The 24,165-nt window shown below is 37.7% G+C and carries 19 protein-coding genes and 2 pseudogenes; 17 read left to right on the top strand and 4 right to left on the bottom strand.

What is annotated here, in order from left to right:
- The first annotated feature begins 162 nt into the window (after positions 1–162).
- Complete coding sequence (locus ACFIN0_RS06720; protein ID WP_375702174.1) at positions 163–1,023, top strand: phytoene/squalene synthase family protein; 861 nt, start codon at positions 163–165, stop codon at positions 1,021–1,023.
- Between the two features lie 901 nt (positions 1,024–1,924).
- On the opposite strand, the gene ACFIN0_RS06725 is transcribed toward ACFIN0_RS06720, so the two are convergent.
- A complete protein-coding gene (locus tag ACFIN0_RS06725) occupies positions 1,925–3,814 on the bottom strand; it encodes a peptidyl-prolyl cis-trans isomerase (RefSeq protein WP_375702175.1) in 1,890 nt (629 codons plus the stop codon).
- A 154-nt stretch (positions 3,815–3,968) separates the two neighbouring features.
- Here ACFIN0_RS06725 and tpiA point away from each other — a divergent pair, with 154 nt between their 5' ends.
- The 15 genes and pseudogenes from tpiA to ACFIN0_RS06800 all read left to right on the top strand — a co-directional run bounded on the left by tpiA (position 3,969) and on the right by ACFIN0_RS06800 (position 18,981).
- Complete coding sequence (gene tpiA / locus ACFIN0_RS06730; RefSeq protein ID WP_375702176.1) at positions 3,969–4,733, top strand: triose-phosphate isomerase; 765 nt, start codon at positions 3,969–3,971, stop codon at positions 4,731–4,733.
- 82 nt (positions 4,734–4,815) lie between these two features.
- The gene (gene secG, locus ACFIN0_RS06735; RefSeq protein ID WP_375610184.1) at positions 4,816–5,268 is read left to right on the top strand and encodes a preprotein translocase subunit SecG; all 453 of its coding nucleotides are present in this window, start codon (positions 4,816–4,818) and stop codon (positions 5,266–5,268) included.
- 127 nt (positions 5,269–5,395) lie between these two features.
- Entirely contained in the window at positions 5,396–7,024 is a 1,629-nt protein-coding gene (locus tag ACFIN0_RS06740; RefSeq protein ID WP_375610185.1) for a CTP synthase, read from the top strand.
- Between the two features lie 36 nt (positions 7,025–7,060).
- A complete protein-coding gene (kdsA, locus tag ACFIN0_RS06745) occupies positions 7,061–7,897 on the top strand; it encodes a 3-deoxy-8-phosphooctulonate synthase (RefSeq protein WP_375702177.1) in 837 nt (278 codons plus the stop codon).
- A 69-nt stretch (positions 7,898–7,966) separates the two neighbouring features.
- Positions 7,967–9,238, top strand: a complete 1,272-nt coding sequence (gene eno, locus ACFIN0_RS06750) for a phosphopyruvate hydratase (RefSeq protein WP_375610187.1) — start codon at positions 7,967–7,969, stop codon at positions 9,236–9,238.
- A 112-nt stretch (positions 9,239–9,350) separates the two neighbouring features.
- The gene (locus ACFIN0_RS06755; protein WP_375610188.1) at positions 9,351–9,758 is read left to right on the top strand and encodes an NINE protein; all 408 of its coding nucleotides are present in this window, start codon (positions 9,351–9,353) and stop codon (positions 9,756–9,758) included.
- Between the two features lie 381 nt (positions 9,759–10,139).
- Positions 10,140–10,570 (top strand): annotated as a pseudogene (locus tag ACFIN0_RS06760) (TM2 domain-containing protein).
- Between the two features lie 377 nt (positions 10,571–10,947).
- Positions 10,948–11,390 (top strand): annotated as a pseudogene (locus ACFIN0_RS06765) (TM2 domain-containing protein).
- Between the two features lie 182 nt (positions 11,391–11,572).
- Complete coding sequence (locus ACFIN0_RS06770) at positions 11,573–11,884, top strand: septum formation initiator family protein (RefSeq protein WP_012754998.1); 312 nt, start codon at positions 11,573–11,575, stop codon at positions 11,882–11,884.
- A 136-nt stretch (positions 11,885–12,020) separates the two neighbouring features.
- Positions 12,021–13,061: a pyruvate dehydrogenase (acetyl-transferring) E1 component subunit alpha gene (pdhA, locus tag ACFIN0_RS06775; RefSeq protein ID WP_375702178.1), complete on the top strand. Its 1,041-nt coding sequence runs from the start codon at positions 12,021–12,023 to the stop codon at positions 13,059–13,061.
- A 16-nt stretch (positions 13,062–13,077) separates the two neighbouring features.
- Positions 13,078–14,445: a pyruvate dehydrogenase complex E1 component subunit beta gene (locus tag ACFIN0_RS06780; protein ID WP_375606250.1), complete on the top strand. Its 1,368-nt coding sequence runs from the start codon at positions 13,078–13,080 to the stop codon at positions 14,443–14,445.
- Positions 14,446–14,459: 14 nt separating this feature from the next.
- Complete coding sequence (locus ACFIN0_RS06785; RefSeq protein ID WP_375606249.1) at positions 14,460–15,803, top strand: pyruvate dehydrogenase complex dihydrolipoamide acetyltransferase; 1,344 nt, start codon at positions 14,460–14,462, stop codon at positions 15,801–15,803.
- A gap of 223 nt (positions 15,804–16,026) precedes the next feature.
- Complete coding sequence (gene lpdA / locus ACFIN0_RS06790) at positions 16,027–17,487, top strand: dihydrolipoyl dehydrogenase (protein ID WP_375610191.1); 1,461 nt, start codon at positions 16,027–16,029, stop codon at positions 17,485–17,487.
- Positions 17,488–17,554: 67 nt separating this feature from the next.
- Positions 17,555–18,517, top strand: a complete 963-nt coding sequence (lipA, locus tag ACFIN0_RS06795) for a lipoyl synthase (RefSeq protein WP_375614947.1) — start codon at positions 17,555–17,557, stop codon at positions 18,515–18,517.
- A 2-nt stretch (positions 18,518–18,519) separates the two neighbouring features.
- Positions 18,520–18,981: a type II toxin-antitoxin system RatA family toxin gene (locus ACFIN0_RS06800; protein WP_273791149.1), complete on the top strand. Its 462-nt coding sequence runs from the start codon at positions 18,520–18,522 to the stop codon at positions 18,979–18,981.
- Between the two features lie 599 nt (positions 18,982–19,580).
- Here ACFIN0_RS06800 and ACFIN0_RS06805 read toward each other — a convergent pair.
- Genes ACFIN0_RS06805 through rirA form a run of 3 tightly spaced genes read right to left on the bottom strand, consistent with a single transcriptional unit; the run spans position 19,581 to position 21,724 of the window.
- On the bottom strand, positions 19,581–20,069 hold the full coding sequence (locus ACFIN0_RS06805) for a CinA family protein (protein WP_375702179.1): 489 nt from the start codon (positions 20,067–20,069) through the stop codon (positions 19,581–19,583).
- Positions 20,066–21,256 (bottom strand): bifunctional 2-C-methyl-D-erythritol 4-phosphate cytidylyltransferase/2-C-methyl-D-erythritol 2,4-cyclodiphosphate synthase, encoded by a 1,191-nt coding sequence (locus tag ACFIN0_RS06810; RefSeq protein ID WP_375702184.1) that lies wholly within the window; start codon positions 21,254–21,256, stop codon positions 20,066–20,068. Before ACFIN0_RS06810 ends, ACFIN0_RS06805 begins: the two co-directional genes overlap by 4 nt.
- A gap of 24 nt (positions 21,257–21,280) precedes the next feature.
- Complete coding sequence (gene rirA / locus ACFIN0_RS06815; protein ID WP_375606245.1) at positions 21,281–21,724, bottom strand: iron-responsive transcriptional regulator RirA; 444 nt, start codon at positions 21,722–21,724, stop codon at positions 21,281–21,283.
- Between the two features lie 173 nt (positions 21,725–21,897).
- Between rirA and ACFIN0_RS06820 the strand changes: the two genes are divergently transcribed.
- Positions 21,898–24,165: an ATP-binding protein gene (locus tag ACFIN0_RS06820; RefSeq protein ID WP_375606244.1), complete on the top strand. Its 2,268-nt coding sequence runs from the start codon at positions 21,898–21,900 to the stop codon at positions 24,163–24,165.

Raw genomic sequence — 24,165 nt, forward strand, 5'->3', positions numbered from 1 at the left:
GAAAAGTGACTAGAAAAGAAACTTTAATTCACAATACAGTTAAGAGACACATTTAAAAATCTTATTTTCTGAACTGTATTTGCTTATCCTTCATTTTTTAATATGAATAAAAAGAGGATATTAATTTAATTGCTAAAAAAGGGACGTTAATAGGTTCATAGAATGATAGGCTCTCTTCCTTATTGTCTTGATATTTTACGTACCATAGATCGTGATCGCTATATATCGGTTTTATTTGCGCCTAAAAAAAAGCGCCAAGCATTGGCTGCTCTTTATGTATTTAATGCTGAAGTTTCTCGTATTCGCGAAAGTGTACATGATCCATTCATAGGAGAAATACGGTTACGTTGGTGGTATGATGCTATTGCTCATGGTGAAATGCAAACGAGTGGAAACAATCCGATTTTGAATGATTTATTAAAAGCAATCACTCTTTTTAATTTACCTAAGACAGCTTTTTTACGTTATTGTGATGCACAAATTTTAGATCTTTATCACAATCCAATAGAAACACTTCATGATCTAGAGCATTATTGTGGTGAGACAGCAGGCATAATTTTACAGCTTTCTTGTCAGATATTAGATCTTGATACTGCACAAGAGTTTACAGATATCTATGAGCATGGAGGGATTTCTCAAGGATTAAGCGGTGTATTGCGTCTTTTATCATTCATGCAATCACGATATCAATATTATTTACCTACTGATATATTAAAGGCTGTAGGAGTGAATAGGGAAGATTTGGAATCCCATCGTCTCAGTGATCAACAAAAGGGTCGTATTGTTGAAGCTATGGTAGCATTATCGCGCGATCATTATACCAAATTTTACGAATATTCTTGTACTTTACCTAGAATTCTTAAGCCAGCTTTTCTTCCATTGGTCATTGTACCGGCTTCTCTTCAAAAAGCTATACAGTTGGGGGCAGCAATTTTTCAAGAGAGTGCAACTTTGCCATTGATGTATCGCTATTGGTTGATAACAAGGGCAGCAATAAGCGGCAATTTTCCAAAGATATTGTAAAAGAATATTACTACGTTAGAATGCGTAACATGTAGACTGACTTTCTCATATGAAGATAAAAGGAGCTATTGTGATTCCAAACCATTTTTTTGTTATAAAAAATGTTGATGTTTTGGTTGTTATGAACGCAAAAGAGTAAGAAATTTTATGATCTTGAAAATACGCTGTATGTCTTCATAAGTAATATGTTTTATTCAGTGTATTGGATGGGTGAGATGCAGAGAAAGAAAAACATGAGATAAGTTTTAATACATTGGTTTGTTTGAAGAAGAACTTTTAAGTACTCTGAATGTATTGATTGTATCTCATTTGCAAATGAAATAAAATTTCTATTTTATGAGAGAAGTTATCTTAGCAGTCTATAAGTCTATAAAAAAACTCTTATTTTTAAGAAATTATAACATCATAATTGATGACTGTTATGATTTATGAATATATTGATTTATAATGATAATTCGTTTTTTCTCATATTGAATGAGAGTCTTGAATAGAACAAGATTTCTCCATTTTTATAATGAATTTTAAAAATAGTTTTTTTATCTATTATAAGTTGGGTGTGTAAATGAAATCATTTAAGGAAGAAGCAATACGCTCCCTATGAATGAATATTAAGAGTAGCAATATGAGCTATGAATGAATGACGATAGGGATGACATTTATAGCTTAATGGGCGACAACCTTTGGATGGATAATGTTTTTTAATGCATTGCAAAAACGATTCTACATTCCATTGACTATTTTCTCGCAAATCCATACATGCACTGTTTTGCGAGAAAATGAATCATTATAAAAACGCTGATACTAAGATATGCAGACAAGAAACCTGTCTTACCTCTTAAACTATAAACGAAGAGCGATAGACACTTTATCAAATAAGCCCTTTAAATTATGCACACTCTTTTTACTGGAGAGCGTTAAAGATCTGATTATAATTTGTGCTATTAATTTCCAAAGGATGTTCTTTATTGGCAACTTGGAGCATTTCTAGCTTAAGATCTTCTCTTATCATCATATCTATATTGGCGCGGACCTCAGTTGAAAGAGTATGAGACGTGATATCTTTAGGCATTGTTACAGTCTTTATTTGATAAATGATACGGTTTGTTGCAACCGGTCCTTTTATGACACCATAATGACCTTTGGGACCAGAAAACAAGGCTTTAACACCTTCAACACCAAGGACTTCAGATGAATCTTGACGCCGGAGGGCTGGTGTTGTTTGTTTTGTAACAACAAGGGTATGAGCAAGAGCAACAAGACTTTTTCCTTCCGTGAGCTGTTTGAGAGCATTTTTGGCTTTTTCATCAAGAAGACGTTGGATTTCCTCATTTTTCCATTGAGAAAGAACATCTAGCTTAGCTTCTTCAAGTGTCTTATCGCGGGCAGGAATAATTTTATCGACCTTATACCAGAGATACCCACCATTTTGAAAAGAGAGAGGATCAAGATCGACACCTTCGTTTGATTGATAGATGGCATTCAGTAAAATATCTTTTTGAGGTAAATCCGTGAGTATTGCACCTTCAAGCGTTTTCCCCGTTTTATCAATGGTAATTGTGCGCAAAGATAACTTGTATTGGTCAGCTAACTCTTTGAGAGAAGCACCCTCAAAACGAGCATTTTCAATGGCTACATAATTATTACGAATATCATCCGTAGCACGATTTTTGGCAAGTATTTGGCGAATATTTTCTTCTACACTTTCAAAAGGAAGAGAGCTTGAGGGTTCAATATGTGTGATGCGAATGATAACAGGTCCCTGTAAGTCATTGATTACAGCACTGACTTGCCCTTGTTGGAGTTCAAAAATTTCGGATGCTAGATGGCTAGGAAGTTCATTTTCTGCGAGAGGCCCTTTTTGTATGTCATTAAGAGTCTTTTTTTCAGCTTTTACCAGTTCATCAAAACTCAATCCATCGGCTATTTTTTTTGCTGCATTATCGGCTTCTTCGCGTGAGGGGAATCGCAGTTCTTCGAATGTACGCTTTTCAGGGGTTACAAAACGTGAAGCATTTTGGGTATAATAAGCTTTTGCCTCATCTGTTGGGATATCTTTAGGTTTTACGAAATCATTAAGTTCCATAGATAATAAAGAGACAGTGCGGTATTCTGGAGTACGAAATTCATTTTGATGTGTTTCAAACCATTTTTGCAGTGTTTCGTCATCAGGATCAGCTGTTATTTCCTTTTCTTTTAGATCAATCATGAGATAATCTGCGATACGCATTTCTCCTTGATAAAGAGCAAGTGCTTTATAGAAGAGATCTGGTGCTTTCATATCAGAGAATAAAGCTGAAATAATTTGGTTACGCTTTTCTTTTCTGGTGTAATAATTAAGAAAAGCACTTTCACTGATACGTAAATGCTGAAGATAGTTATAAAATAAATTTTTATCAAAAGTGCCATTTATTTGGAACATATTATCAGTTCCAATCATACGCGCTATTGTATCTTTTGAAAGACTTATTTTCATTTTACGGGCTTGTTCATCAAGCAGTGTATTTTGTTGTAATTGATTAAACACAAAAGCGGGAATTTGGTATTGCTGCATTTCATTTGGCGTAAACATTCGTCCAAGATGAGCGGCATGTGCTAAACGTGCGCTTTGATCGGCAAGAGCGAGACGATAATCATCGACAGTTACTGTGGATTTTCCAGAAGTAATAAGGCCTCTTTCATTTTTGGTGTGTAACTGTGGTATCCCCCATAAAAGAATGAAGCATAAGAGTAAAATAGCAAGGAAAATTCTGGCAATCCAAGAATTTGCAGCATTTCTTACGATGTCAAGCATTGTTTAATTCCACTTTTAACATGAGTTATTATCAAAGCAGTAACGGAATTTGCAACAAAGACACGAAAGATGCAAGCTTTAAAGACTTGCTTTCACTTTATAATTTGGTACTTACAGATAAATAATATATTATAATAGCTCTTGAGGTGAAAATATGTCTCCAAATATTCGGCCTTTTCTTGCTGGAAATTGGAAAATGAATGGAACGAGTGAATCGCTTGGAGAGTTGCGTGCTATTGCTACAGGCGTTAGCTCTGATCTAGGTCATTTGTTTGAAGCTTTAATTTGTGTTCCAGCAACGCTTTTATCGCGTGCTTCTGATACGCTGGATGGTGAAAATCTCCTTTTAGGAGGACAAAATTGTCACTTTGATGACTATGGCCCTTATACTGGAGATATTTCAGCTTTTATGCTTAAAGAAGCGGGAGCAAGTCATGTTATTATCGGGCATTCAGAACGTCGTACAGTGTATCAGGAAAATGATGCTATTGTCTGCGCCAAAGTGCAAGCAGCGTGGCGAGCAGGGCTTGTGGCTCTTGTATGTATTGGTGAAACATTGGAAGAACGCAATAATAATAAAGTGCTGGATGTTCTCGCACAGCAGCTTGAGGGATCTTTACCAGATGATGCAACAGCAGAGAATATCATTATCGCTTATGAACCTGTTTGGGCGATAGGCACCGGCAATACAGCAACTGTAGAAGATATTGCAAAAGTGCATCATTTCATTCGTGATGAGATGTGCTCTCGTTTTGGGGATGAAGGGAATAATATGCGCCTTCTTTATGGTGGATCAGTAAAACCCTCCAATGCATTTGAGCTTTTAAGCATTGCTCATGTTAATGGTGCTTTGATAGGTGGAGCAAGTTTAAAAGCGACTGATTTTTTAACTATTTGCGATGTTTATCGTAAATTATAGCGGAGAAATTTGAGTTACCCCTTGGATTGTGTGTTATTTATGTGTAAATAACCACGAAAGAGTTATTTGAAGAGCAGGGTTTATGCAAACAGTACTTATTGTTATTCATTTTTTGATTGTGATTACTTTGGTTGGTATTATATTAATTCAACCTTCAGAAGGTGGTGGGCTCGGTGTGAGTAATAGCTCAGGGTTGATGAAAACTCGTGGATCTCGAAACCCTTTAACACGTTTGACTGCTATTTTAGCCTGTTGTTTTTTTGTTGTGTCTATTGGACTTACCGTGGTGAGTAATATATCAAATTCTAGTTCTGATATTTTAAAGCGTATACCGGTTAATTCCGAGCAGAATTCTACCGATAAAGGCTCAGGATCAGTCCCATCATCAGATGGTGAGTCTTCCCCTTCTATTCTTGAGCAGCTAGGAGGTTCTTCGAATTCTCCGCAGGAACAGAAACAGTCCACAAATCCTGAAGCAGAAAGCCCAGTTCCACCGGTTCTTGAAAATACAGTTCCGGATAACAGTACAAAATAGTTTTTTAAGAAAATATAGACTTTTTAAAAAGGTGATTTTTTCACCTTTTTTATTTTAGAAGAAAAATTGTTTCTTTTTGCATTTTTTGCTGGAAAAATCATTATAAATTGCTTATCACCATAAGCCCATGGCACGTTATGTTTTTATTACTGGTGGTGTGGTTTCTTCCCTTGGAAAAGGCATCGCAGCAGCGGCGTTAGCAGCGTTATTACAGGCTCGTGGCTATCGCGTACGTCTTCGCAAACTTGATCCTTATTTAAATGTTGATCCAGGTACGATGTCACCTTATCAACATGGTGAAGTATTTGTGACCGATGATGGTGCAGAAACGGATCTTGATCTTGGTCATTATGAGCGTTTTACTGGGCGTTCTGCAAATAGCCAAGATAATATTACAACAGGGCGTATTTATCGCAATATCATTGAACGAGAGCGGCGTGGTGATTATTTGGGGGCAACAGTCCAAGTTATTCCTCATGTTACAGATGAAATTAAGAGATTCATTACGATGGGAAATGAAGAATTTGATTTTGTTTTGTGTGAGATAGGTGGAACGGTTGGTGATATTGAAGCAATGCCTTTTTTAGAAGCGATTCGTCAGCTTCGCAATGAGCTACCGAGACAAAATGTCGTTTATGTCCATCTCACCTTAATGCCTTATATTCCTTCGGCAGGTGAATTAAAAACGAAACCAACACAACATTCTGTCAAAGAATTGCAAGCAGTTGGTATTTCTCCTGATATTTTGCTTGTACGTGCAGATCGATCTATTCCAGAAACAGAACGATGCAAATTATCACTTTTTTGCAATGTTCGCTCCAATGCAGTCATTCAGGCATTAGATATGCCAACAATTTATGATGTTCCTATGGCATACCATAAGGAGGGTTTGGACTCTGAAGTTCTTTGCGCTTTTGGAATCGATTCGGCTCCTTCCCCCAAGATGGATCGTTGGGAAGATATTACGCATCGCATTCACCATCCTGAAGGAGAAGTTACGATTGCTGTTGTAGGAAAATATACGGGCTTAAAGGATGCTTATAAATCCCTTATCGAAGCGATTGCGCATGGTGGTTTAGCGAATAAAGTGAAGGTTAATATTGAGTGGATTGATTCGGAACTTTTTGAAAAAGAAGATTCTGTTTCAGCTTTACAAAAAGCCCATGGAATTTTGGTTCCAGGTGCTTTTGGGGCACGAGGGTCTGAAGGGAAGATTCGAGCAATTCAATTTGCACGAGAGCGTAAAGTTCCATTTTTAGGAATTTGTTTTGGAATGCAATTAGCTTGTATAGAAGCTGCACGCAATATTGCACAGATTGAGAATGCTTCATCAAGTGAATTTTGCGAAACAGACAATCCAATTGTAGGTTTAATGACAGAATGGCTTAAAGGAGACGTTCTTGAAAAACGTACAAGAAATGGTGCTCTCGGCGGTTCAATGCGCCTTGGTGCTTTTGCTGCTGAATTAAAGGAAGAGAGTCATATTGCTCAAATTTATGGGATGACCAAGATTGTCGAGCGACATCGTCATCGTTATGAGGTCAATATTGATTATAAGGATAAGTTAGAACAGTGTGGTTTGATTTTTTCTGGGATGTCTCCTGATGGTATTTTACCAGAAACGATAGAATATGTAGATCATCCATGGTTTATTGGTGTTCAATATCATCCAGAATTAAAATCTCGTCCTTTTGATCCACATCCGCTTTTTTCTTCTTTTATTGAAGCCGCTGTAGAACAAAGTCGATTAGTTTAATGCATAAATTTGGTTACTTTGCTTTTGAGGGATAAAATGACTAAACCAAATGCCCGTGTGAAAGTTGGAAATATGATTTTTTCAAATGAAATGCCTCTTTCATTAATTGCAGGGCCGTGTCAGATGGAAAGTCGAGATCATGCTTTTGAAATGGCTGGTCGTATTAAAACAATTACCGATCAGCTTGGTATCAGGTTTGTTTATAAATCAAGTTACGATAAAGCCAACAGAACCTCTTTGAGTGCGGCACGCGGCATTGGTCTTGAAAAAGCAATGGCTATTTTTTCTGATTTAAAAAAGGAGTTTGATTGTCCCATATTAACTGATGTGCATACGGAAGAGCAATGTACAATTGTTTCTTCTACGGTTGATATTTTACAAATACCGGCTTTTTTATGTCGTCAAACAGATCTTTTGGTAGCAGCTGCCAAAACAGAATGTGTTATTAACATTAAAAAAGGTCAGTTTTTAGCGCCGTGGGACATGGAGAATGTTTTAAAAAAGGTTGTTTACAGTGGTAATCCGAATGTTATGCTTTGTGAGCGAGGCACGTCATTTGGTTATAACCGACTTGTTTCTGATATGCGTTCGTTGCCTATTTTACGTTCATTGGGTGCTCCTGTTATTTTTGATGCAACGCATTCTGTTCAAGAACCGGGTGGTCATGGTTCTTCATCTGGTGGACAGCGTCAATTTGTTGAAATTTTAGCGCGTGCGGCTGTTTCTGTTGGGGTCGCAGGTATTTTTTTAGAAACGCATCAAGATCCAGATAATGCGCCTTCTGATGGACCCAATATGATTAAAGTTGATGATTTACAAAGATTGCTTGAGACTTTAATGGAATTCGATTATCTGTCAAAGAAACTGAATTGAGAAGAAAAAGTATTTCATTAATAGGTTGTTAGAAATGAATCGCGACTTTTATCGGATAAGGAAATACATATGACTATAATTGTCGATATCATTGGACGTGAAGTTCTTGATAGCCGTGGTAATCCAACGGTAGAAGTTGATGTTCATTTGGAAAATGGTGCGTTTGGTCGTGCTATGGTTCCTTCGGGAGCTTCAACAGGAGCACACGAGGCTATAGAACTTCGTGATGGTGGTTTGCGCTATCAAGGAAAAGGTGTTGAAAAAGCAGTTGCTGCAGTCAATGGCGAAATTCTTGAAGAACTTGGTGGTCGGGATGCAACAAATCAAATCGCTATTGATCAAGCCATGATTGCTTTGGATGGAACGCCAAACAAAGCCCGTCTTGGTGCCAATGCACTTCTTGGTGTTTCATTAGCTGTTGCAAAAGCAGCTGCGGCTTCATTAAATTTACCTTTGTATCGTTATATTGGGGGTACACAAGCGCATATTCTTCCAACACCTATGATGAACATTATTAATGGTGGCGTTCATGCTGATAACTTGATTGATTTTCAAGAGTTTATGATTATTCCTATAGGAGCGCCTACTGTTCGAGAAGCAATTCGTTATGGTGCTGAAATTTTTCATGCGTTGAAAAAGCGTTTAAAGGGTGCAGGTTATAATACCAATGTTGGTGATGAAGGTGGTTTTGCACCTCAATTTAAAAGCGCTGATCAAGCAATTGATTTTATTATGGAATCTATCATGATATGTGGTTATAAACCAGGTGAACAAATTGCCATTGGTTTAGACTGTGCTTCAACCGAATTTTATAAAAATGGCTCGTATTTTTATAAAGGTGAGGGAAAATGCCGTGACACCCAAGAGCAGGTAGAGTATTTAGCGCAGCTTGTGAAAAATTATCCTATTATTACAATTGAAGATGGAATGGCAGAGGATGATTGGGAAGGTTGGAAGCTACTCACGGATACAATTGGAGAAAGATGTCAGCTTGTTGGTGATGATTTGTTTGTAACGAATTCAGCACGTTTGCGTGATGGTATCAAAATGGGGGTAGGCAATTCTATTCTCATAAAAGTTAATCAAATTGGTACATTGAGTGAAACACTTGATGCTGTAGAAGTAGCACATAAAGCAGGTTATCGTGCCATTATATCTCATCGTTCAGGCGAGACAGAGGATTCTTTCATTGCAGATCTTTCGGTTGCAACGAATTGTGGACAAATTAAAACAGGTTCTCTTGCACGTTCGGATAGATTAGCAAAATACAATCAACTTATTCGTATTGAAGAAATGCTAGGAGCTCAAGCGCATTATGCTGGTGATTTATATCGTGTATAGTTGTGAGCAAAAAATATGAAAGTATAAGATCATTTAGATTATGAAATTGAGATTTCTTATCAAAGGCATATGCATAGTAATTTTATAGGTATTTAAATTTATAGGGATTAAGATGAGAGGTGTGATTATTACTCAAGATCAAGGAATGTATCTCGTTTCTGGTGATGACGGTAAGCGTTATCAGTTTGCGACTTGGGATTGGTTGGGAAAGAAACCACCAAGGATTGGTGATACTGTTGATTTTGTCTATGAAGGCGGTGTGGTCAGTTCTGTTTTTCCGTTGTTGAGATCAAGTACAGAGAACTCAAAGATAATGTTCGCACTTCTTTGTTGGGTTGCAGGTATCTTTGGTGTTCATCGCTTTATGGTTGGGAGAGTTAGGACAGGTGCTTTAATGCTGATTCTATCTTTATCATTTTTTGGATTGATAATTACCGGAATTTGGGCAGTTGTTGATTTTATAGTCATTCTTGGTGGAAGATTTACGGATAAAGATGGGAATCAAATTACAGATTTTTAAAAATCTTATAATAAAAAGGAGGTAATCTAGCCCGCTTTTTATTTTTATCAATATATTAAGTTCATAATAGCTCTGCGTTATTGTATTACATGTATTTAATGTAAAATATTAAAAGGCTATGCACAGTTGAACGAAAATATTGAAAAAACTGTGCTATTTTTATAGGTAAAACAAAAGCGCAAATCAATTACAGCGTAATTTGGGTTGCTGTTTATAGAAGCGGGAAATATTAGATTATTGGGGGCCTAACTATTTCAATTATACATTTATCATGTTTTTTATGCGTTTTATTTATACCGTGAGGTTAATCTGCATATTATCGAATTAGAAATAATCTCTTTATGAATAACACATGAGGAGTAGCTTTATAGGTGGGCAAGGATGAAGGGTAAAATTATTGGTCAAGATCAAGGAGATTATTTCGTTTCAGGAGCTGACGGTAAGCGCTATCAATTTACGAGTTGGGATTGGTTAGGAAAAAAACACCAAAGGTAGGGGATATCGTTGATTTTGTATATGAAGATAATGTTGTTAAATCTGTTCTCCCTCTTTTGAGTAAATCGCAGTCAGAAAAATCAAGATTGGCGATAGCACTTGTTTGTTGGTTTTTTGGATGGTTTGGAATTCATCGCTTTATGGCAGGTAAAATCGGAACGGGCATTGTAATGCTTCTTATAAGCCTACTAAGTATACCATTTACTTTTGGGTTAGGGATACTTTTAGTAACTGCGCCTTGGTCATTTATTGATTTTATAGTTATTTTATCCGGATATTTTAGGGATGAAAATGGGGATAAAATTATAAATTGGTAGAAATTTTAGAATAATATAAAATGTAAAGAGCTAGAAACTTTCTTTACTTTTAATGTTGTCAATATATTAATTTAATAATGTAAATTATTTTAGGCTATGTCTTTAAATGTGAAATATTAAAGAAAATTATGAATATTTAAATAAAACTATTGAAAAAGATTGTACTATTTCATATGAAAAAAGCAAAAGTGCAAATCGAACAGCGTGCTTACCACTTATAATTGCGGGAATTTTAAGTTGTTGGGGGATTTTAAGCTTTTTAAATTGTCATATATCACGGTGAATACAGATTGTATTCATGCTGTGAGGTTTATCCAATATATTATCATATTAGAAGAAAAGCTTTTTTATGAATAACAATTTTATAGGTGGTGAAGATGAAAGGTAAGATTATTGGTCATGATCAAGGAGATTATTTTATTTCAGGGGCTGATGGTAAGCGCTATCAATTTGCGAATTGGGATTGGTCAGGAAAAATGCCGCCGAAAATTGGTGATGTCGTTGATTTTGTGTGTGAAGGGGATACCATTAAATCTATTTTCCCTATCTTGACTGAAGGTCAGTCACAGCAATCAAAAGTGACGTTAGCGGTCGTTTGTTTTTTTCTAGGTGGACTAGGAATTCATCGTTTTATGGTTGGTAAAGTTGGAACTGGCATCGTAATGCTTCTTATGACTATACTAAGTATAATAATTATACCACTTTTTGGGGTAGGGCTTATAGGGATTTTTTTATAATTACACCTTGGGTATTGATTGATTTTATAGTTATTTTAACAGGAAATTTTAAAGACAAAGATGGGTGTAAAATCACAAGTTAGTGGGACATCCAATATTTGTAATACAAAAAGTGGGGCATTCAGCTTACTTTGATTGTCTTGAGGAGGGATAAATTGAAATAACAAATTATTTTGGTGTATATTTGGTAATGAGGTATTAATCAAAATAATGCATAGTTGGGCAAAATATTAAGAAATTTGTGCTATAAAGACTGTGCTATTTTATGTGGACAAAGCAGAAACGTCGATCAATCAAAGTACGCTTTGTACTACCTCTTATGACGGTGGGAGTCTTAAGCTATTTCAGTTATCACATTTATCATGGTGAGTATGGATTGTATTCACGCAGTGAAGTTAATCAGCATATTAGTGAATTAGAAAAGGAGCTTCATAAAATAGAAGCTGAGCGGATATTCATGGAAAAGCGTATTTCTCTTTTACGCAACGGGCATATAGAAAAAGATATGTTGGATGAGTATGTCCGAAAGAATTTGAACTTCTCTAAGCCAAATGAACTGACAATCTTAATACCTTGAAATTGATACTAAAGGTAAATGAAAAATCGCTTAATTTAGACAACAATCAGCAATGATATTGTTTAAGCCGGTTGATAAGGCTTGTAACTTTTGTTCGTAAAGGTTATTCCTAGATAATCATAAAAGGGAGTTTAATATGGCAGAACGACTTAAAAAAAATTCTGCGTCGGTAGCGCACACTGTATTATCAAGCACTACAAAGAAAGCACTAATAGCCTCTTTTACAAAAGAGGAAGAAATTGTTGCCTATCGTGAAATGCTTTTAATTCGCCGTTTTGAAGAAAAAGCAGGACAACTTTACGGTATGGGGCTTATTGGGGGGTTTTGTCATCTTTATATTGGACAGGAAGCTGTTGTTGTTGGAACATTGAAAGCGGCAAAAGAAGGTGATCAGGTTATTACGTCTTACCGTGATCATGGACATATGTTAGCGGTTGGGATGAGTCCGCGTGGTGTTATGGCAGAATTAACGGGGCGCCAAGGGGGCTTTTCCAAAGGGAAAGGTGGCTCGATGCATATGTTCTCTAAAGAAAAAAACTTTTATGGGGGACATGGTATTGTTGGGGCGCAGGTTCCCATTGGTTCAGGCTTGGCATTTTCGAATCAATATCTTGATAAAGATAATGTGACATTGGTTTATTTTGGTGATGGTGCTGCAAATCAGGGGCAGGTTTACGAGAGTTTTAATATGGCTTCACTTTGGAAGCTGCCTGTTGTTTATATTATTGAAAATAATCAGTATGCTATGGGAACGTCCGTTTCACGTGCATCTGCAGAAACTGATTTTTCCCGTCGTGGTCTTTCTTTTGAAATTCCAGGTATTGTTGTTGACGGTATGGATGTTCGATCAGTAAAAGGAGCTGCTGATGAAGCAATTTCTTGGGCACGCTCAGGTAAAGGGCCGATCATTCTTGATATGCAAACCTATCGCTATCGTGGTCATTCCATGTCTGATCCAGCGAAATATCGTTCAAAGGAAGAAGTCCAAAAAATAAAAGAGGAACACGATCCGATTGATCAAGTAAAAAGTCGGATTCTTAAAAAAAATTGGGCGAGCGAGGACGATTTAAAATCTATTGAGAAAGAGGTCCGTGCAATTGTTGCTGATGCGGTAGATTTTGCACAAAGTGATCAAGAGCCAGATGCTTCTGAGCTCTATACTGATATTTTAGTTTGATGCGAGGGAAGCAAGTATGTCTATTGATATTTTGATGCCGGCGCTTTCACCAACTATGGAAGAAGGTAAACTGTCTAAATGGCTCAAGAAAGAAGGTGATAAGGTTAGCTCTGGCGATGTTATTGCTGAAATTGAAACGGATAAGGCTACAATGGAAGTAGAGTCCGTTGATGAAGGTACTCTTGGTAAAATTTTTGTGCCTGAAGGTTCAGAAGGCGTAAAGGTTAACACTGTTATCGCAATTTTGTTAGAAGAAGGTGAGCGTGCTGAGGATATTTCGCAACCTACTGATACAGCACAAAAACCTAAGGAATCTTCTCTTTCTCTGCCTTTGTCAGTTCCGCAGGCTGCTCCTACTTTTGATACATCTCTTAATTTTGATATTCCAGCGGGAACACAAATGGTTACAATGACAGTTCGTGAAGCGCTTAATCAGGCTTTGGCTGAAGAAATGCGGCGTGATGAAACAGTTTTTCTTATGGGGGAAGAAGTTGCGCAATATCAAGGTGCCTATAAGGTTAGTCAAGGTTTGTTGGAAGAATTCGGAGAACGCCGAGTTATTGATACCCCAATTACAGAGCACGGCTTTGCTGGGCTGGCTGTCGGGGCTGCTTTTGGTGGGTTACGTCCTATTGTCGAGTTTATGACCTTTAATTTTGCGATGCAGGCGATGGACCAAATTATTAACTCAGCAGCCAAGACACGTTATATGTCTGGTGGACAAATGACCGCTCCTATGGTTTTCCGAGGTCCCAATGGTGCGGCTGCCCGTGTTGGTGCTCAACATTCTCAATGTTATGCAGCATGGTATAGTCATATACCAGGTCTGAAAGTTGTTATGCCTTATAGCGCTGCAGATGCAAAAGGTTTGCTGAAAGCTGCTATTCGTGATGATAATCCTGTTGTTTTCCTTGAAAATGAGATTTTGTACGGGCATCAATTTGATGTTCCTCAACTCGATGATTTTGTTTTACCTATTGGTAAGGCGCGTATTCATAAGTCTGGACAAGATGTGACAATTGTTGCATGTGGGATTGGAATGCATTACGCGGTTGAAGCATTACCAGAAATTGAAAAACTTGGTATTGATGTTGAATTGATTGATTTACGAACCATTCGCCCGATGGATCTTCCAACAATTCTTTCTTCAGTTAAAAAAACAGGTCGTTTGGTAACAATTGAAGAGGGATTTCCTCAGTCATCCGTGGGAACTGAAATAGCAACGCGTGTTATGCAGCAGGCTTTTGACTATCTTGATGCGCCAATTGCTACGATTTCTGGCAAAGATGTTCCGATGCCTTATGCCGCTAATCTTGAGAAGTTGGCTTTGCCTAATACTGCTGAAATTATTGAGGCCGTTAAGGCTGTGACATACAGAGCATAACGGAGGAAAGCATAATGCCCATTAAAATTACAATGCCAGCGCTTTCCCCTACGATGGAAGAGGGAAATTTAACAAAATGGAATATTAAGGAGGGAGATAAGGTTTCCTCTGGTGATGTTATTGCTGAGATTGAGACGGATAAAGCGACGATGGAAGTCGAAGCTGTTGATGAAGGTAGGGTTGCTAAAATTGTTGTTCCTGCTGGAACACAAGGCGTTAAAGTAAATGCTTTAATTGTTGTTTTAGCAGAAGAAGGTGAAGATTTAGCTGAAGCTGCAAAAGTTACAGAAGAAATCTCTTCTTCTACAAGACAAAAACTAGAGGGTATCAAACAGACAGATTCTCTGAAACAGACGGACTCAAAGGGAATAAAAATGTCTCATGAATCATCAACTGGGCAATTAATACAGCAAGATAAAAAGGGAGCTCGTCTTTTTGCTTCTCCCTTAGCGCGGCGATTAGCATCTCAGGCAGGTCTTGATTTATCCCTTATTTCTGGGAGTGGGCCGCATGGGCGTATTATTAAGCGTGATGTAGAAAAAGTTATGAGCGGTGATATTTCTAAGATTTCTTATTCGTCACAGACAGGAGAGCCAGTAGCCGCAGGTGCTTCTGAGAAACAGATATTGAAACTCTTCAAAGAGGATGAATATGTTTTCACACCCCATAATAATATGCGTAAAACAATCGCGACACGTTTGGTGGAATCAAAACAGAAAGTCCCACATTTTTATGTAACGGTAGATTGTGAACTTGATGCGCTATTAGCGCTGCGTACACAATTGAATGTTGCTGCACCAATGGTTAAGATGCAGGAAGAAGCTAAGCCTACTTATAAGATTTCTGTTAATGATATGGTGATCAAAGCTGTCGCACTTTCTTTGAAAGCGGTTCCTGATGCGAATGTCTCTTGGCTTGAAGGTGGAATGCTTCATCATAAACATTGTGATGTTGGGGTTGCTGTTTCTATTCCCAATGGATTAATTACGCCGATTATTCGCCATGCAGAGGAAAAGCCGTTATCGCTTATTTCCAAAGAGATGAAGGATTTTGCAAAGCGTGCGCGTGAGGGCAAGTTAAAAATGGAAGAATATCAGGGTGGAACAACAGCTGTATCCAATATGGGGATGTATGGTGTGAAAAGTTTTTCTGCTATTCTTAATCCACCGCATGCGACAATTTTTGCGATTGGTGCAGGGGAGCAACGTGCTGTTGTTAAAAATGGTGCATTAGCCATTGCGACAGTTATGTCAGTTACAATTTCTGCGGATCATCGTGCTGTCGATGGTGCTTTAGCAGCAGAGCTCGCGCGGACTTTTAAGAAGATGATTGAAAATCCATTAGCAATGTTGGTTTGAACTGTTTAACAGTTCTTCACGTAAATTGTGAGAGAGTGTATTTAAGAGAATAAAAACAAATTTAAAGAGTTTGAAGAGCAGAGGTATTGCTGTTTCTAGTTTGGGTAAAGCATTTATAGAAAGCTTAGAGTATAAAGACATAAGATAATTCTGTTATGTTCATTTTCATTTTTAAGTTCAAAAAATGCATATCCATTTTATATATATCCATGGAGGAATTACTGTGGCAAATCTTTATGATGTAATTGTGATTGGATCAGGTCCAGGCGGATATGTAACCGCAATTCGTGCAGCGCAATGTGGCTTTAAGACTGCGATTGTTGAACGTGAACATTTGGGAGGGATTTGTTTAAATTGGGGATGTATTCCAACAAAGGCTCTTTTACGTTCAGCGGAAATGAAACATTTTGCTGAACATGCAAAAGATTATGGACTAAAAATTAATGGTTCAATTGAGGCAAACATCAAAAATGTTGTGGCACGTTCACGCGGTGTTTCAGCACGTTTAAATGCTGGTGTTGCTTTTTTAATGAAAAAAAATAAAATTGATATTATCTGGGGTGAAGCAAAGCTTACTAAAGAAGCAAAGGGAAGCCAGCTTGCGGAAATTATGGTTTCTTCATCCTCCAAACCGGTTATGCAACCACAAAATCCAGTCCCTAAAGGGACCTTGGGAGAGGGAACTTACCAAGCAAAGCATATCATTATTGCAACGGGTGCACGTCCTCGTGTCCTTCCTGGTATTGAGCCAGATGGAAATCTCATTTGGACTTATTTTGAAGCTATGATACCGCCAGAAATGCCAAAATCGCTTTTGGTCATAGGGTCTGGGGCTATAGGCATTGAATTTGCCTCTTTTTATCATGATATGGGAGCGACAGTCACTGTTGTTGAAATAATGCCCCACATCATGCCTGCTGAAGATATTGAAATTTCAACATTTGCTTGTAAACAATTAGAGAAAAAAGGTTTACGTGTTCTTCGTCAAGCAAAAGTAACAAGGGTTGAAAAATCTTCCGATTCTGTAACTGTACATATTGATATTCAAGGTAAAAATGAGACAATGACTGTTGATCGGTTGATTTCTGCTGTTGGGGTGCAGGGTAATATTGAGAATCTTGGATTAGAAGCTTTGGGAATAAAAACCGATCGTGGGTGTATTGTAACTGATGAATGGAGTTGGACAGGAGTTTCGGGTATTTATGCTATCGGTGATGTGGCAGGTCCTCCTATGTTAGCCCATAAAGCAGAAGAAGAAGGCGTAATATGTATTGAACATCTTGCTGGTTTAAAGAATGTTCATCCGCTTGATAAGAAAAAAATTCCAGGATGCACCTATTGCACACCGCAAGTTGCTTCTGTAGGGCTTTCAGAAGCGACAGCAAAAGAAGCAGGGTATGATATACGTATTGGTCGTTATTCTTTTTCCGCGAATGGCAAAGCGATTGCTCTGGGTGAAGATCAAGGGTTAGTAAAAACAATTTTTGATAAAAAAACAGGACAGCTTCTTGGGGCCCATATGGTAGGAGCTGAGGTAACAGAATTAATACAGGGGTTTGTCATTGCCATGAATCTTGAAACAACAGAGGAAGAATTAATGCATACTGTTTTTCCACATCCGACTTTATCGGAAATGATGAAAGAAAGTGTATTGGATGCTTATGATCAAGTTTTAAACGCTTGATGATTAGATTGTATGAAAGATTTTAAATTTTTCATTGCTCCTTCGTATTTATAAGGCAAAGGCTTAAATGGTTACGGTTGTTGATAGAGTTACGAATAGACGTTTGCGCCATCCTGAAAAGGCGCATCGTCCGGATACAAGCGTTCAAAAAAAGCCGGATTGGATTCGTGTAAAAGCGCCAACATCACCAATTTATAAGGAAACACATGGTATTGTACGTACGCATAAGTTAGTGACTGTATGTGAAGAAGCTGGTTGCCCTAATATTGGCGAATGTTGGAGCCAGAGGCATGCTAGCTTTATGATTTTAGGTGAAATATGTACGCGTGCTTGTGCTTTTTGTAACGTTGCAACAGGTATTCCACTTGCCGTTGATCATAATGAGCCAGAACGTGTCGCTGATGCTGTTGCACAGATGGCACTAAAACATGTTGTCATTACATCTGTTGATCGTGATGATCTTGCTGATGGTGGTGCTGAGCATTTTGCAAAAGTTATTTATGCGATTCGTCAAAAAACTCCTAAAACAACAATTGAAGTTCTTACACCTGATTTTCGTCATAAGGATGGCGCTTTAGAAGTTGTTGTTGCTGCTAAGCCTGATGTTTTTAATCATAACTTAGAAACAGTTCCTTCTAAATATTTGAAGGTCCGTCCAGGGGCACGTTATTTTCATTCAATTCGTTTATTACAACGTGTTAAAGAACTTGATCCAACAATTTTTACAAAATCGGGAATTATGGTTGGCCTTGGGGAGGAGCGAAATGAAGTTTTGCAATTGATGGATGATTTGCGCGCTGCTGATGTTGACTTTATGACAATTGGACAATATTTGCAGCCTACACGAAAACATCATCCAGTTGTTCGTTTTGTGCCTCCTGAAGAATTTGAGTCTTTTGCCAAGATTGGTAAAGTAAAAGGATTTTTACATATGGCCTCCAATCCTCTAACGCGTTCATCTCATCATGCTGGAGATGATTTTGCCATTTTGCAAAAAGCGCGTGATGAAAAATTTTCCTTACAGAGATAATTATGCCGATTTTTACAATACATCGGCAGATCACCCATAGTGCCAGTGAAATGTTTGATCTGGTTTCGGATATTGAGCGTTATCCTGAATTTTTACCAATGTGTGAGTCTTTAATAATACGTTCTCGAAAAGAATATGGAAAAAAAATATTGCTTCTTGCGGATATGACCGTTGGTTATAAGATTATTCGTGAAACTTTTACGACTCAAGTATTTCTTCAGCCGGAAAAAAGTCTTATAGAAGTTAAATATATTGATGGTCCATTCAAATATCTTGAAAATCGTTGGGCTTTTCATGATATTGAAAATACCAATGCATGTAATGTAGAGTTTTTTATTGATTATGAATTTAAAAGTAAAACGCTTGGATTAGTGATGGGCTCAATGTTTGATATTGCGTTTCGTAAATTTACCGAGGCTTTTGAGAAGCGTGCGCATCAGATTTATGGCTCTACGGTAACATAGTCTATTCTGTTATTTTTTAACAATACGTATTGCTTAAACAGCGTGAAGGTGAAAACGGGTTTTCATCTTTACTATTTGTTTTTAATTCAGCTTTCAAAAGCATATTGAAAGAATATCATTTTAAATGATGAAGATGATGCACAGCTTCATGCTTTTGTTTTTCTCTTTTTTAATGGATGCACACTCGTTAAACAAAACGCCCAAATAGAACATGCTTGCGTCATACCCATTTCATAATAGTGCTCATAATAAATAGTATAGATTCTCGTAAAAGTATATAAAATCTACATCTGTACACTTATGAAGAAGTCCTCCTGCATCATTTATTTGCTATCTCTCAAGATGTTGCGCGCCAGCTCTTAGCACTTGAGAGAAGTACAAGTGTCTCTTTCTTTAATCATTTTATTTATATAGTTTTTTCTCTTGTGGCGTGTAAGCGAATAAATTTGATTAATTCAACCTACACAGGACTAAAGTGAGATAACTTTACGCTATTGAGATCTTTCATTTTCAAGTTGTGATACAATAAAATTTTTTCAAGATATTGACGATTATAGACTCGATGGCGAATAAAGAATTTTGAAATTAATATGGGGAATTCAGTGAAGCAATTCCAGAATCATTTTAAAAGCATTTTCAACAGTTGCATGGCGGATAGCATTGCGATTAAGATGAGCAAAGTGCATTTCTTTGTGCAGGGGGGAGTGGTTTTTATAAGCTACTGCGCAATGCACAAGTCCTACAGGTTTATCAAAACTTGCACCTCCTGGACCAGCAATTCCTGTTACAGAAACTGCAATGTCAGCTTGTGAATGTTTTAATCCACCCTCAGCCATTGCAAGAGCAACTTCTTTTGAAACGGCACCATAGGTTCTTATAAGTTCAGCACAAACGCCAACAAGGCGTGTTTTGGATTCATTTGAATAAACAACAAATCCACAATCGAGAACATCTGACGATCCTGCAATATTTGTGAGGCTTGCAGCAATGAGTCCTCCTGTACAAGACTCTACAGTTGTTAACAGCAAACCTTTTTGGCGAAAGGTATTAAGGACTTCATGTGCGTGTTTTTCACAAAGATATGTCATTGGGGAATTTCTCCTGAATAAAGGACGCTCGCTGTTGCAAGAGCAGCAATTCCCTCACCACGACCAATAAATCCAAGTCGTTCATTTGTTGTTGCTTTGATAGAGATTCGATCAGGTGTTATTGCAAGTATTGTCATAAGATTTTCTGTCATGGCATGACGATAGGGACCAATTTTAGGATTTTCAGCGATAATTGTGATATCAACATTGGCAATACGACCACCTGCTTGTTTTATAATATCAAGAGCATGACGGAGAAAAATTTCTGATGATACATTTTTCCATTGAGGATCAGAGGGAGGAAAATGTGTACCGATATCTCCAGCACCTTGAGTTGCAAGAAGGGCATCTGTTAATGCATGAAGAGCAACATCCGCATCGGAGTGTCCATTTAATTTTTTATGAAAAGGAATTTTTATACCACATAATATAAGAAAATCACCATCCTCAAAAGAGTGAACATCATAACCATTGCCGGTACGAATATCAGGAAATATTTGCATTTTCTTTTGGAGATATAAATGGGCAGTATTAAAATCTTCATGCCATGTAATTTTTATGTTGTTAGGATCCCCAAGAACGGTACGCATAGGAATTCCAAACCATTCGGCAATTGCAGAATCGTCAGTGAATTCTTGTTTGCAAGCTTGTTTTGCTTGTTTATGAGCCGCTAAGATATGTTCAAAGGGAAAACACTGTGGAGTTTGTGCTCTATAAAGATGGGTACGGGGAATTGTTTCTAAAACATGCTGATTATTTATACGTTTAAGGGTATCAGAGATGGGCTGAACAGGAAGAACACCTTCTTGAGGTGTGATAGTGTTGTGAATGTTATTAAGAAGCTTGTTTTCTATAAAAGGGCGTGCACCATCATGAATATGCACATATTGGGGGGCAAATTTTTTGAGTGCCTGAAGTCCATATAAGGTAGAGATTTGACGTGTATTGCCTCCTTCAACGATAATAAGGCGCTCTTTAAAATCGTCAATAGCTTGTTCACAGATTTGACGATCTTCTGGATGAATAACAAGAATAATTGTTGTGATAGCTGGATGCTGCAAAAAACAACGCAAGGTATGATAAATAATTGGCTTTTGTCCTAGAAGCCGATATTGTTTTGGAATTTTATGGGGAGATCCTGCTCTTTCACCGCGTCCAGCGGCTAATATTATTGCTGCAATAGAAATACTTAATCTCCTTGTATTATAATCTTAGTTTGCTTTTTTGTCATTAATTTTAAAATGATTTTGAAAGGGTGATCGTTGTAGATCAGCCAAGGATATCACTGATAATACCTCAAAAAAAGCATTTAATGCTTTTTGAAGTGCGGTATTTAAACCACAAAAATCAAACAAGGGGCAAGTTGGTTCTGCAGTATCGAAACATTCTGCGAGGGAAAAGTTGTCTTCTGTTACTTTCACAACATCCGCGACTGAAATCTCTGCTGCGGGTTTAGCCAATCTAACTCCACCATTGCGTCCACGCACTGTTTGGATAAAACCTGCTTGAACAAGCAGCTGAAGGATTTTAAATAAAAAAAGCTCTGAAACGGCATATGCTTTAGCAATTTCTGGAACACGACTGAGAGTTCCCTGATTATCTGCACAATACATGAGCATTCGAAGAGCATAATTTGTTTGTTTTGTTAATCGCATCTCATTTCCTTCGTAAAGTATTGTCGAACACAGTCTATTTTAAAGATATTTTGCAAAATGTAGAAGTTTTTTCTCGTTGACTATATTTGCCCTATTGTAAATGTAGTATTAGTATTGTCAATTTTTGCTACAAAAGGTTATATGATAATAATGAGATAAGGGTATGTAAGCTCATGACGAATATAACATCTGTGACGAATCTTCAAGACATAGATAAAAATACTTATAACGATGAGTTGTATCGTTTAAGTAAGGTATATATTTTTTTAGGGATTACAATTATTGTATTGGCTTTACTTACGGCCTCTGTTTCGTTCATTATTCTTATTGGCTTAACTCCTGTTGTTCCCAGTAGAACAGTAACCCTTATTCTTATAGGAATTAATAGTTTTTGGGTTTTAGGGCTTATTGTCATCGTTTTTTATGAGATGATTCCGATCATTCGTGCTTGGCGTTCAAGGCGAGCAGGCTCACGTCTTCATGTCCGCCTTATTTCATTGTTTGCACTTGTTGCAACAATGCCAGCTGTTGCTGTAGCTCTTGTGTCAGGGCCAGCACTGAATTTGGGACTTGATCGATGGTTTGATACAACAACGCGGCAAATTGTGGGCTCTTCTATTGATTTAGCAAATGCTTATGCAGATGAAATGCTTCAAAATTTAAAAAATTTATCCTACGCGATGGCATTTGCACTTGATAACAAAAAACTCTTAGAACGTAATCCAGCTGAATATAGGATGCAATTGACGCGTCATGCTCTAGGACGCAATTTGCGTGGTGCATTTTTGTTAAGTTCTAGCGGAGCTATTTTTGTATCGAGTGCTCTTGGTGATGAAGATAAACTGCCAATTCCTCCTTCTCATCTTATTGAACGTGCAACCAGTGCGAGACCTTTTTCTTTTCAACCAGGCGTTCATGATTATTTTGGTATTATTTTAAAGTTTACCAATATTCCAAACACATTTTTATATTTGGTGCGTGACGTTGATAAAGGTGTTTTATCTGCTTTGCGTTTGACAGAAGTTAATACAGATCGTTATCGTGATTTAAATGAAAATCGCCTGCTGACACAGATTGCATTTGGTATGCTTTATTTGTGTCTTTTTTTTAGTTTATTCTTATCAGCCATTTGGGCTGCTATTGCTGTTGCTGATCGCTTAGTACGTCCTATTCGTCTTCTCATTAGTGCTGCCGATGATGTTGCTTCTGGAAATATGGAAATTTTCGTGCCAGTACGAGCAAAAGACGGCGATATTGGGCAATTATCCAAAACTTTTAATTACATGGTCAGTGAATTGAAAAGTCGGCGTAATGAATTGATTGCAGTGCGTGATCAAATTGATGAAAGACGGCGTTTTTCTGAAGCTGTATTATCAGGTGTAACAGCGGGAGTAGCAGGGATAGATGATAATGGTGATATCACCATTATCAATCGGTCTATTGAAGCGATGTTTGATATTCGCTCTGAGCACGTTGTTGGAAAAAGTCTTTTATCTTTAAGTGCTGAAATTTGGCAGGTTTTTCAGTTTGTGCGTTCATTGGATCGGAAAAACCATCGTGAGCAGGTCACTTTAAACGTTGCAGGAAAAGAGCGTGTCTGTAATGTTCAAGTTACGATGGAGGAGGATGATGGACAGGGGCAATCTTGGGTTCTAACAATTGATGATATTACAGACCTTGTTGCAGCGCAACGTACAGCGGCGTGGGCGGATATTGCGCGACGTATTGCACACGAAATTAAAAATCCTCTTACACCTATTCAGTTATCCGCTGAACGCATTCGTAAACGTTATAACAAAGCTATTACACAAGATAGAGAGGTCTTTGAGCGGTGTATTGACACAATTATTCGGCAGGTTGGAGATATTGGGCGTATGGTTGATGAGTTTTCCTCTTTTGCACGTATGCCCAAACCCAAAATGCATATTTTAGATATACGAGAATTGTTGCGCGAAGCATGTTTCTTGATAGAAGTGACGCGACATGATATTCATTTTGAGCAAGATTTAGGAACTCTACCACTTATGGGTGCATTTGATAACCGTCTCATTGTACAGGCTTTTTGCAATGTGATCAAAAACGCGAGCGAATCCATAGATTCAGTTATGCGAGAGGAAAATATTCACGGTCATATTCTTGTCCGTTCTTATCATCAAGAAGAATGGGTGGTTGTGGATGTTGTTGATAACGGAAAAGGACTTCCTAAAGAGCAAAGACAAAAGTTATTAGAACCTTATATAACAACACGGGAGAAAGGAACAGGACTCGGGCTGGCCATTGTGCGCAAAGTTATTGAAGATCACGGTGGTTCCATGGAGCTTCATGATGCACCGGAGAGTTTTTATGAAGGTCGTGGTGCGATGATCCGTTTGATGTTTCCGACGGTTGGGGGTAAGCAGGGTAGTATTATACAAGCTATAAATCATAAGATAGGGGAATAG

Origin of the sequence: Bartonella sp. AA89HNZF, assembly GCF_042196905.1 — a bacterium.
Taxonomy (GTDB): Bacteria; Pseudomonadota; Alphaproteobacteria; order Rhizobiales; family Rhizobiaceae; genus Bartonella.

Bases quoted from the DNA above. Each gene is read 5' to 3' on its own strand.
- ACFIN0_RS06755 (WP_375610188.1), top strand. From the start codon at position 9,351: ATGAGAGGTGTGATTATTACTCAAGATCAAGGAATGTATCTCGTTTCT.
- ACFIN0_RS06785 (WP_375606249.1), top strand. From the start codon at position 14,460: ATGCCCATTAAAATTACAATGCCAGCGCTTTCCCCTACGATGGAAGAG.
- ACFIN0_RS06720 (WP_375702174.1), top strand. From the start codon at position 163: ATGATAGGCTCTCTTCCTTATTGTCTTGATATTTTACGTACCATAGAT.
- rirA (WP_375606245.1), bottom strand. From the start codon at position 21,724: ATGCGATTAACAAAACAAACAAATTATGCTCTTCGAATGCTCATGTAT.
- ACFIN0_RS06725 (WP_375702175.1), bottom strand. From the start codon at position 3,814: ATGCTTGACATCGTAAGAAATGCTGCAAATTCTTGGATTGCCAGAATT.
- ACFIN0_RS06805 (WP_375702179.1), bottom strand. From the start codon at position 20,069: ATGACATATCTTTGTGAAAAACACGCACATGAAGTCCTTAATACCTTT.
- ACFIN0_RS06800 (WP_273791149.1), top strand. From the start codon at position 18,520: ATGCCGATTTTTACAATACATCGGCAGATCACCCATAGTGCCAGTGAA.
- lipA (WP_375614947.1), top strand. From the start codon at position 17,555: ATGGTTACGGTTGTTGATAGAGTTACGAATAGACGTTTGCGCCATCCT.
- secG (WP_375610184.1), top strand. From the start codon at position 4,816: ATGCAAACAGTACTTATTGTTATTCATTTTTTGATTGTGATTACTTTG.
- ACFIN0_RS06740 (WP_375610185.1), top strand. From the start codon at position 5,396: ATGGCACGTTATGTTTTTATTACTGGTGGTGTGGTTTCTTCCCTTGGA.
- eno (WP_375610187.1), top strand. From the start codon at position 7,967: ATGACTATAATTGTCGATATCATTGGACGTGAAGTTCTTGATAGCCGT.
- tpiA (WP_375702176.1), top strand. From the start codon at position 3,969: ATGTCTCCAAATATTCGGCCTTTTCTTGCTGGAAATTGGAAAATGAAT.
- kdsA (WP_375702177.1), top strand. From the start codon at position 7,061: ATGACTAAACCAAATGCCCGTGTGAAAGTTGGAAATATGATTTTTTCA.
- pdhA (WP_375702178.1), top strand. From the start codon at position 12,021: ATGGCAGAACGACTTAAAAAAAATTCTGCGTCGGTAGCGCACACTGTA.
- ACFIN0_RS06780 (WP_375606250.1), top strand. From the start codon at position 13,078: ATGTCTATTGATATTTTGATGCCGGCGCTTTCACCAACTATGGAAGAA.
- ACFIN0_RS06820 (WP_375606244.1), top strand. From the start codon at position 21,898: ATGACGAATATAACATCTGTGACGAATCTTCAAGACATAGATAAAAAT.
- ACFIN0_RS06770 (WP_012754998.1), top strand. From the start codon at position 11,573: ATGTGGACAAAGCAGAAACGTCGATCAATCAAAGTACGCTTTGTACTA.